General features: G+C 42.0%; 13 protein-coding genes. 2 read left to right on the forward strand and 11 right to left on the reverse strand.

Annotation, left to right across the window (positions count from 1 at the left end):
* Positions 1 to 243 precede the first annotated feature (243 nt).
* The 9 genes from murC to TV75_RS20835 form a co-directional block, all read right to left on the reverse strand.
* Positions 244 to 1560, reverse strand: a complete 1317-nt coding sequence (murC, locus tag TV75_RS20795; RefSeq protein WP_044340694.1) for a UDP-N-acetylmuramate--L-alanine ligase — start codon at positions 1558 to 1560, stop codon at positions 244 to 246.
* A 157-nt stretch (positions 1561 to 1717) separates the two neighbouring features.
* Positions 1718 to 2386 carry a hypothetical protein gene (locus tag TV75_RS20800; RefSeq protein ID WP_044340695.1) on the reverse strand — a complete coding sequence of 223 codons (669 nt, stop codon included), beginning with the start codon at positions 2384 to 2386 and terminating at the stop codon, positions 1718 to 1720.
* A gap of 8 nt (positions 2387 to 2394) precedes the next feature.
* On the reverse strand, positions 2395 to 3498 hold the full coding sequence (locus tag TV75_RS20805; protein ID WP_044340696.1) for a nicotinate phosphoribosyltransferase: 1104 nt from the start codon (positions 3496 to 3498) through the stop codon (positions 2395 to 2397).
* Between the two features lie 108 nt (positions 3499 to 3606).
* Complete coding sequence (locus TV75_RS20810) at positions 3607 to 6402, reverse strand: DNA translocase FtsK (RefSeq protein ID WP_172655815.1); 2796 nt, start codon at positions 6400 to 6402, stop codon at positions 3607 to 3609.
* Between the two features lie 350 nt (positions 6403 to 6752).
* Positions 6753 to 7358 (reverse strand): YtpR family tRNA-binding protein, encoded by a 606-nt coding sequence (gene ytpR, locus TV75_RS20815; RefSeq protein ID WP_044340697.1) that lies wholly within the window; start codon positions 7356 to 7358, stop codon positions 6753 to 6755.
* Positions 7358 to 8167, reverse strand: coding sequence for a DUF1444 domain-containing protein (locus tag TV75_RS20820; protein WP_044340698.1), 810 nt, complete (start codon positions 8165 to 8167; stop codon positions 7358 to 7360). Before TV75_RS20820 ends, ytpR begins: the two co-directional genes overlap by 1 nt.
* Positions 8168 to 8343: 176 nt before the next feature.
* The gene (locus tag TV75_RS20825) at positions 8344 to 8661 is read right to left on the reverse strand and encodes a thioredoxin family protein (protein ID WP_044340699.1); all 318 of its coding nucleotides are present in this window, start codon (positions 8659 to 8661) and stop codon (positions 8344 to 8346) included.
* Position 8662: 1 nt separating this feature from the next.
* A complete protein-coding gene (locus TV75_RS20830; protein ID WP_044340700.1) occupies positions 8663 to 9694 on the reverse strand; it encodes a PTS transporter subunit IIC in 1032 nt (343 codons plus the stop codon).
* Between the two features lie 175 nt (positions 9695 to 9869).
* Complete coding sequence (locus TV75_RS20835; protein ID WP_044340701.1) at positions 9870 to 10376, reverse strand: hypothetical protein; 507 nt, start codon at positions 10374 to 10376, stop codon at positions 9870 to 9872.
* A 173-nt stretch (positions 10377 to 10549) separates the two neighbouring features.
* Between TV75_RS20835 and TV75_RS20840 the strand changes: the two genes are divergently transcribed.
* The gene (locus TV75_RS20840) at positions 10550 to 10996 is read left to right on the forward strand and encodes a YtoQ family protein (protein ID WP_044340702.1); all 447 of its coding nucleotides are present in this window, start codon (positions 10550 to 10552) and stop codon (positions 10994 to 10996) included.
* Between the two features lie 221 nt (positions 10997 to 11217).
* Positions 11218 to 12711 (forward strand): peptide MFS transporter, encoded by a 1494-nt coding sequence (locus TV75_RS20845; RefSeq protein ID WP_044340703.1) that lies wholly within the window; start codon positions 11218 to 11220, stop codon positions 12709 to 12711.
* 123 nt (positions 12712 to 12834) lie between these two features.
* On the opposite strand, the gene TV75_RS22025 is transcribed toward TV75_RS20845, so the two are convergent.
* Complete coding sequence (locus tag TV75_RS22025; protein ID WP_156142561.1) at positions 12835 to 13080, reverse strand: hypothetical protein; 246 nt, start codon at positions 13078 to 13080, stop codon at positions 12835 to 12837.
* A 120-nt stretch (positions 13081 to 13200) separates the two neighbouring features.
* Entirely contained in the window at positions 13201 to 13722 is a 522-nt protein-coding gene (locus TV75_RS20850; RefSeq protein ID WP_044340704.1) for a DUF84 family protein, read from the reverse strand.
* Positions 13723 to 14257 lie beyond the last annotated feature (535 nt).

Genomic DNA, 14257 nt, shown 5'->3' on the forward strand with positions numbered 1-14257 from the left:
TCGATTATTTGCCTGCTGAATTTAAGCAATTATTCTCCTGTTGAATTAAAGCATTTATTCACCTGTTAAATCTCATCGAATCTTTACCTGTTAAGTTCTAACAATTATTTACCTGTCAAAAATACCGATTTTTCCAACAGTTAAACTTCCCCCACCATTTCAACTGTCAAACCAAAACCATCACAACTACCCTCCTGTTAAAACAGAAAAAAACCGGCTCACATAAGAACCGGTTTTTTCACATTAATTTTCTGCTACCTGTTCCTCCAGCGTTTTTTCATACGCTTGTTGGAACTTTTGTACGTCTCCTGCTCCCATGAAAATCAGCACTGCGTTTTCATGTTTGAGTAAGGCAGTTGTATCTTGTTCATCTATAATTTCGCATCCCTCAATCTTGCTTCCAAGATCGTTGATCGAAAGTTTTCCATGATTTTCCCTTGCGGAACCGAAGATTTCACATAAGTACACTTTGTCTGCGAGACTCAGGGTTTCTGCAAACTCGGAAAGGAAGGTTTGCGTACGTGTAAATGTGTGAGGCTGGAAGACAGCAATGATTTCTTTTTCAGGATATTTCTGTCTTGCAGAGTCCACGGTCGCTTTGATTTCAGTCGGGTGATGAGCATAATCATCAATCAGGATTTGAGTGCCCACTTCTTTTTCAGAAAAGCGGCGTTTCACTCCTTTAAATGAGCTTAATCTCTCTTGAACGATGGCTGTATCCAGCTCTTCATAATGACAGATGGCAATGACGGATAAAGCATTCAAGATATTGTGATCCCCGAAGGTAGGGATTTTAAATGTTGCATAAAATTCATTACGCACAAACACATCGAATGTTGTTCCGCTTCTGTCCCGTGATACGTTTCTCGCCTGGAAATCATTCTCTTCAGCGAAGCCGTAAAACACGACTGGTACTTGAGCCTGGATTTTCTGTAGCTGTTCGTCATCTCCACATGCGATGATTCCCTTTTTCACTTGCATCGCCATCTCCTGGAAGGCAGAGAAAACGTCATCCACATTGGCAAAATAATCGGGATGATCGAAGTCAATGTTCGTCATGATGGCATAGTCAGGGAAATAAGACAGGAAGTGGCGGCGATATTCGCACGCTTCAAAAACAAAGTATTGAGCATCCACTTCCCCTTTCCCAGTGCCATCCCCGATCAGGAAGGATGTTGGCTTTGCGCCACTGATGACATGTGCCAGCAATCCTGTTGTAGACGTTTTTCCGTGTGCACCGGTTACCGCTACACTTGTAAATTTCTGCATGAAGTCTCCAAGAAATTTATGATATCTAGTGAGGGGTAACCCTTGCTCGACAGCTGCCTGAATTTCTTCATGTGTATCAGGAAAGGCATTTCCTGCGATCACATGCATATCCCCTCCAATGTTTTCTTTTTGGAAAGGAAGAATTTTTATATTTGATTCATCCAGTGCCTTCTGAGTAAAGAAATATTTATCTACGTCAGATCCTTGGACCTCGTAGTCCATATCGTGGAGTATTTGGGCTAATGCACTCATGCCCGACCCCTTAATTCCTACGAAATGATATATAGTCATAATAGAACCTCCAACAATCGTCTATCTAAAAGCATTATATGAAATGAATATTATTTTGCTATCGGTCTTAAGCTTTTGATATTGAGTATAGAAAAAAGCGAACTTTCTTCAACTTGAAATATTATATCATTTTTTAAAATCCCTGACCATGCACAAGCTACGAAAGACTGTGTAGAATGAAGTTCGGTGCTTCTTCTTTTAAATACGTTCTCCATAATACCCCAGTTTTTTGATTCATTTGACCATAATGATTTTTCATATCTGATAAAATCCCCTCTGATTTGACGGGGAAAACGGGACCTAAGATCCATTGGTGAGTCACTAACGGGACTTTCCTCATAAAATAGACCCCATTCTCAACAATTCCCTTTTCTTCACAATTTAGGTTTGTTTTAACAGAACTTTTTTCATCCTGAATGAGATTGTGACATGTAAGGGTAGCTTCTTCATCCTTTGTATCGATTTTCCCAATGGTGACGGGTTCCCACGCTGCTGTCAGCATGATGGCACCAAGCAGTTTTACGGATTCCTGCAGTGAATGGGACTGAAGAAATTGCAAAAACAGGGTTTGCCCCTTGATGGTTTTGTAATCAAACAAAAACCATTCTTGAAAGAGCTTATTGGTTTCTTTATCCAAACGAGCCTCATCATGCAAAAGAAAACGTTTAGAGAAAATCATCTTGGCCCGTACTTTTTCTCTAATATTCGTTTCTTTCAAAGCGTACTCGCATGCTGTTCTATAGAGGTCTTTTATATGGTCCTCGGCCATTCGCTGCTTTTTTTGTCTGTATTGCTCTAGATTTAAAAGGCTATCTGGTTCTTGCATCCTCTCACCTATTCGAATTCTACTTTTTCCAGGCGGGGGTTAGGACGGAGTTTTCTGCCTGCTTTGGCTTCAGGGGAACCATCGATCACGACATTATCTCCTGTAAAACCGACATGGATTTTCAGAAGACTGCTTCCCACTCCATACATATCTACCGGAACCTGATTTTCCTCAAACTGGCGAATACGATCTTCGTTAAATCCACCTGACACCACAATCTTGACGTGATGGTACCCCTCTTCATCCAATGCCTGTCTTAATGCATTAATGAGCTGCATGTTTACTCCCCGCGGGTCAAATGTGCCGAGCACATGTTGATTACGGAGGAAGTATTTATCGATCATCATTCGTGATGTATCTACCCTTACCCCTTTTAATTCAGGGCCAAACTCCCGTGCTACCTTTAGTGAGTCTGTGATGGCATCATTATTATAGTCTACAAGAGCGATGAGCTCGTCTTCAGGAAATGTTTCCTGATAAGCTTTAGTGGCTTCTACGATATCCCCATTGAATAATTGGATGAGGGCATGCGGCATCGTCCCCATCCCCTTCTTTCCCCACCATTCGTTCATGGCATGGGTAGCCTGGGCTGTAGATCCACCAATGAAGGCTGCATAACCATCACCTGCTTGTTGAGTAAAGTGATCATCCCGATCACCCATGAAGATGACAGGTTTTTGTTTACCTGAAATAGATGCGGCTTTCATTACATTATAGACACTCGTCGCCACTGATGTTCTTCTTGCCAGGATACCATCTATTATCCCTTCTAAATAGCCAAAATCCTGGTAGCGGCCCTTGATTGTGAGGACCGTTTCAAACGGTGAGATTTGATCCCCGTCTTTTAAAGAGTGAATCTCAAGATTTTGAGGATTATCAGCGAAACTATGTAGAAGTGCAATGACTTCATCCGTTCCACAAATGACGGCATGATTCTTTTGAAAGAATTGCATGGTGACAACGGCATCCGGCTTATACTTTTTGGCAATTTCCTTCGTTTTCAAAAAATAAACCGCTGAAAACCAGCCATCCTTGATTCTTTCATCAAACTTAAATGTATGATTGGTCAATCTGTTGAGTTTTCCTTGAAGTTTCAATTCTATTTCTTTCATCATTAAAGCTCCTTATGGCTTTTCCTACATAAAAATAGGTATTCTGTTTACTGAATCCTAAAAGGACACATATAAACAGAATACCATGTATTAAATGATTCTACTAGTCTATGCCAATGTCTCCAATTCACTTTCAGAAATCAGGACATCCCTTGGTTTACTGCCTCTGGACTCTGAAATGATTCCATTACTCTCCATCATTTCCATCAATCTCGCCGCCCGGTTATAGCCGATTCTGAATCTGCGCTGCAAGCCCGATGCAGAGGCCCCGCCCTGGTCGACGACAAATTCACATGCTTCTAAAAACAATTCATCTTCTTCCTCGGTAACCTGCGCTTTCTTGATTAATTCATCCTGTTGGAAGAGGTAATCCGGTTCTCTTTGCTCTCTTACATGATTGATGATGTCATCGATTTCGTCGTCGGACACGAAGGTTCCCTGCAGGCGGACCGGCTTCGATGAACCATTTTCCAGGAAGAGCATATCTCCTTTACCCAGTAGCCGCTCAGCACCGCTACCATCGATGATCGTTCTCGAATCGACGCTTGATGAAACGGAAAACGCAACCCGTGTCGGTACGTTGGCTTTAATCAAGCCTGTAATGACGTCGACTGAAGGCCGTTGAGTCGCGATGATCAGATGAATCCCGCAGGCACGTGCCTTTTGGGCAATCCGGCATATGGCTTCTTCAACATCTGCCGGCGACATCATCATCAAGTCAGCTAACTCATCAATGACAATGACCAGATATGGAAGCATATCGCTGTATTGTTTATTCCGTTTAGCCAGTTCATTAAAGCGTTTAATATCCCGTACACCGGTATGAGCAAATAATTCGTATCTTCTTTCCATTTCCTCAACTGCCCATTTAAGAGCTGCAGTAGCCGCCTTCACATCTGTTATGACCGGACTGACAAGGTGAGGGATCCGGTTATAGGGAGCAAGCTCCACCATTTTCGGATCGATGAGGAGCATCTTTAATTCATCCGGTGATGCTTTGTACAAAAGACTCACGAGTATCGAATTGATACATACGCTTTTACCCGATCCGGTTGCACCGGCGATGAGTCCGTGTGGCATTTTGCTTAAATCAGTCACGATCGGCTGTCCGGAAATATCCAGTCCAAGAGCAGCGGTCAAAGGAGAAGATGGCTCTTGAAAAGCCGGGCTCGAGATGACTTCACTAATGCAGACCGGCCGGCTCTCCCGGTTAGGCACTTCAATACCAATCGTATGCTTACCTGGAATAGGGGCCTCCATCCGGATATCCCTTGCAGCCAGGCTAAGCTTGATATCATCTGACAGATTGGTAATTTTATTGACCTTCACGCCAGGTTCCGGCTGAACCTCGAATCTCGTGACAGACGGGCCTTGTGTGACATTCACTACTTTTGCCCTCACGTTAAAATTATGAAGGGTCTCGTCCAGTAAAATCCGTTGCGAATCAAGCCATTCTTCGCTCATTTCCTTCGATACAGGAGGCATCAGATAATCCATTTCAGGAAAGACGTAGTCTCTTGTCCGTTTAGAAGAAGAGCTTAATTCGCTATAGCTCTTTACCGCTTCTTCTCCTTGGACAGGGCCGGATTGAGATGGTTTCTCTTCCGGATGCTGAATGGGTGCTGCTTCAGTCGCCATTTCTTGATTTTCTGCCTTTACAGGCTGTTCCATCTTCTCTTCTTCTCCTGCTCTCTGAGTTAAGGTTTGACGCTCACTTCCCTTGCTGGGAGTCGCTTCACTTCGGCCTTTGCGTTTATTCAACTGTCTCTTATCTTGGTTTAGCATCAATACGTTAAAAGGAAGATGAGATCTCTTTCTTGGACGGGGCTCTTCCTCCCTTGGTGCTTGTGGAGGAGGTGTCGATTCCGGCTCTTCCCCTGCCTGGTTCTCCTCTGTCGGAGGCTCATGTTGTACAACGGGTTCCTGAGCTGGTATCTCTTTAACAGCTTGAGCGGGTTCCACCCCTTGTTCTTCCCGTGCAGAATAGACAGGCTGGTGGACTGGCTCTTTTTCTTGCACAGAATCGTTAAGCTCCTGCTTTATTTGTTGCTTTTTGGGTTCTTGCTCTGTTTCAGATATAAGTGGAATACGTTCATTTGAACTCTGTGAAACTTCTTCAGTAGGCTCCACTTTTTGATCTGTTTCCTTCACCGGAGTTGTTCCATCGATCGCTTCATCTTCTACCATTAAAATATCTTCAGTCTGATGTTCTTCAAGATGTTCGTCTTCTACATTCGTCATGACTTCGACTGGTTCATTGTGTAATGGTTTTTCTGAATTTACAACAGGTGCCCCTGTTTCGACGATTGCTGGTGATTCTTTTCCCATCGGGATTGAATCCTCTGCAACAGTTAGGGCTTCATGATCAATTACTACTTCTTTGTTCTCTCCGTCATTATGTAAAAATTTCTTAAGTTCGAATTCAACCTGCTCTTCTTTCTTCACTGGTCTTCCTCTGAAACCATAAATAGGTGACGGAATTTCCGTCGGGGTAAAGGGCCTGCTATTTCCTTTTTCCACTTTAGGCGTTTTCTTCATTTTGACAGTAGCCGTTGGTTTTTCTTCTTTCCACTTTGTAGTTTTAGAAGGATGGTTCCGGCTCTTATTCTTTTGTTCCTTGGCTGGCTCTTCCTTCTCATGCTCTTGGCTTCTACGGTTTCTAATCGTTCGTGGACGCTCTAAATTTTCTCCATCCGATATGAGGGGAAAGCGAAAATTCCCTTTAGGATATTGATACGTCATCCTTGCTTCTACATCACGTGAATGATTGGGCCCTACTATATTTTTACGTTCAGTCTTTTTACGTTCCACATGCTGAACTTCATCATTTTTTTCATCATAATACTCTTCAAATTGTTCATCATTATCTGATAATTTTCCAAACATTTTTTTAATCCAGCTCACAAACATCACTCTTTCTTTCATACTTATTTTTATTTTATCAGTTAAAGAGAAAAATTCGAGTCATTTCGATAGAATAAGAGAATTGTTAAGGGATTGTGTCGAAATAAACATAGGTGTAAAGAGATTGTAATACGTTTTGGAAGGTTATATTTTGGAACTTTGTTGCTGAGCGAGTAGTGGTTGATTTCCGCTCCAATCAACTTATGAATGATCTGTGCATATTCCCAGAACTCGGTAATAAATCTAATTAAAATAACTTACCGTATACAAGTTTCTATTTATCCCAATCGTACAACCTTTAATAAAAACAAAAATACCTGAGCCCACACTCCGGACTCAGGTATACATTTTTAAGCTGTGAATGGTTGACCTACTTGGTAAGTATCTTCAAGTACGAGAATTCCTTTTTCTTGAGGGGCATCCGGAAGCGCGAGCTCCTTGGCAGAACAGATCATGCCTGATGATGCCACTCCGCGAAGCTCTGCATCCTTGATGACCATTCCGCTTGGCATGACAGCGCCAACTTTCGCAACAACGACTTTTTGCCCTTTGTCAACGTTAGGGGCACCGCACACGATTTGCAGGGTTTGATCGCCAACGTCCACTGTACAAATGTTCAGCTTGTCCGCATTCGGATGCTTTTCTTTTTCAGAAACGTAACCTACTACAAATTTTGGCGAAAAATCTGCTTCCAATACCTCATCGAAACCGTTCTTCTTGATGGCTTCATTGATCAATTGGAGCTTCTCATCATTCATTTCGACCGGTCCCACTTCACTTAAATCCATATACTTTGATGCATGGAATAGGTTATAGCCAAGTGTCTTCCCTGTTTTCTCATCAAACAAACGTGCAGCATCTTCTTTTCTTTCATGCTGAACTTCTCCTTCAAACCCTGGATCCATTGTAACGATGAGGGTATCACCAATACCTTCTAAGTTATAAAATACGTTCATTATTTCTTCTCCCTTTCCTTTTTACGATTTTTTGCCAGAATGAAGATCGGCTCCAGTTCTCCCTCTTCATATACAAAGGAAAGTGCTGTAATTGGTACATTTCCTGTTGTAAAGAAGCTCATCGTTAGTTGAGCCAGGACATCATAGCCTGTTTCATTGCGAATATCCCCGATGACCAGCACATCCTGATGAGGTACAGATACGGTCATTTCACCCTGAACATCATTACTGACTTGTTTTAAGAAAGCGTCATTCAAAATTCGACTTGCATCATATCCATCATTATTGTTCAGAAAATAGAAGATGTTTCCTGCTACTTCATCCTTTTTCATTTCTGTCGGCAAGCTTCTTACATTGAATAAGGCGGTTTCCTTCATTTGCTCGTGAGTCCATCCTTCATCCTTTAGCATATTTTCATCTAATAGGCGGTACGTTTTTCCCAGGTCAACAGCATAATAGATTCGTGTTTCAGCTGTATGATCATCTGTTACGAGGGCAACCCCTTCATTGGATTCGGTCGCAAAAGAAGTGGAACGGATCACTGGAAACACTTTTTTCTCTTTGTTCCCAAGATCTGATCCAGTACCCATTACATTCAAAGCTTCTTCCACGTAATACACCACTTCATCGATAATGGACTTATTGTTTTCTTTCCACTTGGATACGATCGGTGGCAGGGCGACGTTAATGCCCTTTTTCGTATCGGTGTTCTCAATCCTCAATGAATCCTTATCTCGATCATATGTAAACGTACGATTCGGTTTCTCTAATCGTTCCTGGAGTATACCTTTTAGCTTTTTTATGTCCAAATCTGATCCTCCTTTGGTGGTACTATTATAATAGAAAGTATCAATACAAAACTTTCATCGTTGAATCATTCACTTATAACATTTTACATGAAAATGCTTAGAATACAAAAGGAACCTGTTTTATTTCAGGCAAAAGAAAAGGGATCCCAAAATAAGGTGATCCCTTTTTCATCCTTTTATGAAGATAGTGTGTTCATGAAGTTCTCGATTTGTTCTTTTGTTTTACGGTCCTTATTGACAAATCTCCCAAGTTCACGGCCGTCTCCGTAAGCCAGAAAGCTCGGGATTCCGAAGATATCCAATTCAATGCACAGATCAATGAATTGATCCCGGTCTACATATAGGAATGTATACTCTGAATATTGGCTCTCGATTTCCGGTAGGACCGGCTCGATGACCCGGCAATCCGGACACCAATCCGCAGAAAACATAAATACATGCTTCCCATTTTCTTTCAACTGGTGAAACTCTTCCACTGATTCAAGCTTACGCATCTTATTTTCCCCCTGTTTCAATCGTCATTTGATTAGGTTTGATCCAACCTAGTTTACGCATATATTCAGATATTAACAGGCTTATGAATGCAGGTCCAACAAAATGCAACAGAAGGACCTTCATCGTTACATCCCAGCTGAATCCCATCGTTTTGAACGTCATGATTTGACCAACAAAGCCACTTGTGCCCATTCCGGCTCCGGCAGCATTGTTTTCCATTAACCAAATCGTGGTTCCTATGGGTGCCAATATCATGCCCGCAACGGTCGGGGGAATAAGGATTCTGGGATTTCGGATAATATTGGGCACTTGCAGCATGGAAGTCCCGATTCCTTGTGCAATCAATCCACCCACCTTATTCTCCCTATAGCTGATGACAGCAAAGCCTACCATTTGAGCAGCACACCCAATCGTGGCAGCACCGGCAGCCACCCCGTTCAACTCAAGCATAAGGGCGATGGCTGCGCTTGAGATTGGGGCCGTCAATGCAAGACCCATGAGGGCGGCAACCAAAATTCCCATGATGATCGGTCTTTGCTCTGTCGCCCAGCTGATCCAGCTTCCGAACATGCTCATAAAATCAGCGATTCCCGGTCCGATAAAATAAGCGGTTGTGAATCCGGCCAGGATGGTGGCGAACGGAGTGACGATGATATCCACTTTCGTCGTTTTGCTGACAAGCTTGCCGATTTCCGTGGATATGACAGCTGCTACATAAGCTCCCGCCGGTCCACCTAAGCTGGCTCCCGCTGCTCCCGTTACCACGGCAGCAAACAGGACAAGGGGTGGAGCCCCGAGACCAAAGGCAATCGCCACTCCAATGGCAGGACCCATCAAGCTGATTGCCAGACCGCCCATCTCAATGAAAAATTCACTTAATCCTGGGGAAATTGGAAACTGTTCCCCAATCGTCTTAATGATTAATCCGATGATCAACGAACTGAACAGCCCTAAAGCCATATAACTTAACGCATCTATGAAATAAACCTTTGCAGATAATGAAATGCCTTTTCGCTTTAAGAATTCTCTCACTATGAGTCCTCTCCTCTGTGTTAATGAATCTACTTTTACTAGTGTAAAGACACTTGTTTGTTTTGTCTATATATATTACTTTAATTGCTCATGGAATTTCCTGTTGTTATTGTGATAGCTTACCCGGTATAAAAAAAACCGATTTTCCACCTAAGTAGAAAATCGGTCTGTATCGTTATGATTCATGTTTAACTGAAGCTGCCATTTTCATCATCATTTCTGCATGATCTGCTAAATCATCCATCCCCGCTTGCGTTGTTACCTTCGTTCCACCCACTCCAACAATCAGTTCGTATTCTTCCGTATCGGGCAGGTCCTTAATGACATAGTATCCTAAGCGATTGTTCTCTTTAAAAGTCCCATGTTTCACGAGATTCTTGTTGTCACTAATGGCCATTTTATATAGAAGTTCACTATCCTTCTGTTCTTGAGGGTTAGTAAAAAGTATAAAAGTATCAGAGCTTTTTGAAATAATGATATTATTGGGAGATTCTTTTTCTATTTTTGCTCCAAATGGGAGATAAAAGCGAATGTTTCCAGCCTCTTCTTTGGCTGACTCTTTTGAGCTCAAGGTGTTCTCCACCACTTTGGCTGTTTGTTCTTTTTCTTTATCGATTGTCGTGTTGCATCCGGCTAAAATAAGCACAAGGATAAAGAAAATGACTGAGTGTATGATTTTCATCCTATACTTATCCTCCCTTTCATGCTTAGGACCTACGCTTATGATACCCTCACAAAGTACCACCTGACAACCCTTCCAACAAGAAAGGCAGCCTTTTTAATGGGAAAACAGGTTATTTTTAACTCACATAGGGTATTTATGATAAAATGACTAAAAACAGGAGGCTGAAAACCATGGAATTCACAGTTTACCTAGCAGGAGAAATACATAGTTCCTGGAGAAACGATCTTAAAGAGAAAGCAGAAAAGCTTCATCTCCCTCTATCTTTCGTGGGACCGATGGAAAATCACGAACGGTCCGATGCGATCGGAGAAGAAATTCTTGGTGAACAACCAAATAAAATACTCCGCGATGAGGCAGCTTCGAGTATTAACAATCTTCGAACAGAGTTACTGATGAAAAAGGCCGATGTAGTGATTGCCTTGTTTGGAGAAAAATACAAACAGTGGAATACCGCAATGGATGCGAGCACCGCCATCACACTTGGAAAGCCCCTTATCCTTATTCGTCCTGAAGGACTGCATCATCCGCTAAAAGAGCTTTCCAATAAGGCAAGTGTTACCGTGACAAACATAGATCAAGCGATAAAGACGTTATCGTATATTTTTGAAACCGAATAAACACATCAAGTAAGCAACAAAAAGCTTGCAGTCCAATGTGGACTGCAAGCTTTTTTTCATCCTGTCACAGTTTCTACACAACAGAAAATTTTTACTATTTAAAAATAACTTAATATTGGAAATCTATAGACATTTTATGTTACTATTAACAATTTATAAACTTTTTTTGACTTTATGAAACTATTAAAATATTATAGTAAAAGAATAAGGGAGGTAGTAACATGTCATCAATGAATAAACAGAAAATTGTGGATAGTTTCCCTCAAAAAGGTTTCTTTGGACATCCCAAGGGATTATTCACTTTATTCTTCACAGAATTTTGGGAGCGCTTTTCCTATTACGGAATGCGTGCCATCCTCGTATTCTACATGTACTATGAGGTTTCAAAAGGTGGACTTGGCCTTGAGCAAAACACAGCTTTAGCAATCATGTCGATTTATGGTTCACTTGTATATATGTCCGGAGTAATCGGAGGCTGGCTGGCAGATAGAATATTCGGAACTTCGAAAGCCGTCTTCTACGGTGGAATATTCATCATGTTTGGTCATATTGCTTTATCATTTCCAGGAAGTTTAGGCATGTTCTTTGTTTCGATGGTGTTGATCGTTATCGGAACAGGATTATTAAAACCTAACGTTTCAACTGTTGTCGGTGAAATGTATAGCGAAAGTGATACTCGACGGGATGCTGCTTTCAGTATTTTCTATATGGGTATCAACCTTGGTGCATTCATTGCTCCACTGATTGTCGGTAAGCTTATGGAAACAAAAGGATTCCATTGGGGATTCGCAGTAGCAGCCATCGGTATGTTCTTAGGTCTTGTTGTCTTTATGGCGACAAAGAAAAAGAATCTTGGCCTTGCTGGTACCTATGTTCCAAATCCACTTGCACCAGCTGAAAAGAAAAAGTATGGTTTAATCGCAGGTTTAGTCGTTGTTGGTCTTGCCATCATTTTAGGTGTTACAATTCCAGCAGGCATATTCACATTAAACGTATTCATCAATTTAGTAGGTATCTTTGGTATCGTCGTACCAACCATTTACTTCATCGTGATGTATTATAGTCCGAAAACAACAGAAACTGAACGTTCAAGAGTCGTCGCTTATATCCCATTATTCATTGCCGCGGTTATGTTCTGGGCGATTCAAGAACAAGGGTCAACCATCCTTGCAGTTTACGCTGATAAGAGAACCGACCTTGAATTCATGGGAATCAGCATATCACCAGCCTGGTTCCAATCGTTAAACCCGTTATTTATCATTCTACTTGCCCCAGTATTTGCATGGATGTGGGTGAAACTGGGTGATCGTCAACCATCGATTCCGAAGAAATTTTCATTCGGACTGCTGTTTGCCGGTTTATCATTCTTAGTGATCCTATTACCTGCATACTTCGGAGGAGAAGATTCACTAGTAAGTCCATTATGGCTCGTACTTAGCTACCTCATCGTTGTACTTGGTGAGCTATGCTTATCACCAGTCGGACTTTCTGCCACCACGAAGCTTGCTCCAGAAGCATTCTCTGCTCAAACAATGAGTCTTTGGTTCTTGGCTTCTGCTGCTGCACAGGCATTGAATGCACAGCTTGTACGTTTCTATACACCTGAAACAGAAACGCTTTACTTTGGTGCAATCGGAGGTATGGCAATCGTATTGAGTATTGCTCTATTCCTGCTTTCACCTAAGATTCAGGCATATATGAAAGGTGTAAAATAATTGACTTTAACCCTCTGAATGCTTTCAGAGGGTTTTTTGTATCGTTTAAAGCTTGTATCGTACTAAAGATTTTGTTGAAATAAAAAAGGAACTCCGCTTCAACACGGAGTCCCATTCTAACTATTAAAAGAAGTCGCAGCCACATTTTCTTCTACGTCTTCTTCTGCGGTTATCTTCAGCACCTAAAACATCGTCGTCTCTTCTTCTGCGACATCTTCTACGGTTGTCATCTACTCCTAAAACATCGTCTCGGCGGTCACATCTTCTTCTGTCACCAAAAAGAAACTTATCCCAGTCACAGCATCTTCTGTCATCGCGACGGTCATCGCGACGTCCTCCGACACGGTCATTACAATAATGGCATCCCATAAATTCTAACCTCCTTAGAAAGAATTTATCAGATAAAATAAAGTCTGATATACTTCATCCTATGAAGGGCTGGTAGAATTGGTATGGGCCAAGTACCATGTAAATAAAAAAGAACATATCTTAGAAATGTTTTTTGTATTGCCACTGACCTATCAACAGCTGAACAACATGAAGGAACATAGCCTCTCTTGTAATAAGGCCATTAGTAAATACCCCCATTGCACCTTCTTTTTTCCTCGTTCCAGACTTTTGGGTATACTCGTCCATCAAGGGTCCCAGCTCTTTCCCAGCCTTTAACTGGCTGCTGATTTCTTTAGGTAAGGAGATCCTGGCACCTCCCCCGATGATTTCGTTTCCGCTGCGATCGACAAGAGCACCCCAGTTACAGACAAACATTCCATATAGTGATTCCGTCACCCCTCCTTCAAGACCAATTCCAATCTCACTATCTGATGCACGTAATACGTTCTTCGCCCGATTGAGTGCACCTTCGATGGTCTCTTGATCCGAAAAAGGCTGCTCACTTACATGAGATTCTGTTTTGAGACATTCGAACATAACGTCCTCGTATTGTTCGTTGAATGCCTTTTGAATGGCTTGAACCTTTGCAGGGTTGGTTGTTCCAATTGCTACTTTTAACAAATTAATACCTCATTTCTATATAAGAGGCACCGTGATGATGCACTCTTTTTCTCTCTATAAAAAGACTGTCTCAAGAAGTACAGAATGAGACAGTCTTTTTGTTATTTTTTTGCTCTTTTCGTAAATTTTGTTGTTATTGTAGATTAGAAAGTACTAGTTGATTTCCGCTCCAGGATGCTCGCTTTCCGCGGGGCTGGCGGTGAGCCTCCTCGGCTGCGCCTCCGGGGTCTCACCTGTCCAGCTATTCCCGCAGGAGTCGAGCATCCTTCCGCTACAATCAACTTTCTCAGCATGGATCCTTAATGGAAATCAATAATAACAAGAATTTAGCAAACAATCTTATTTAAGATTAAAGATTGTTTTTCCTTTTTATAAAAGAGGAATTATTTTTTCTAGTTACATGGTTCTATTTCATATTTTGAAGCTCTGTCACAAAGCCCCGTTAAAGATGGTGAGGGGAACTGCGCAGACTCCTGCGGAAGTACGGGCGTGCCAAGCCCCCGTTCGGCTAAGTGCACTGGACCCATAAAGTTGG

The organism is Rossellomorea aquimaris (assembly GCF_000935355.1).
Taxonomy (GTDB): Bacteria; Bacillota; Bacilli; order Bacillales; family Bacillaceae_B; genus Rossellomorea; species Rossellomorea aquimaris_B.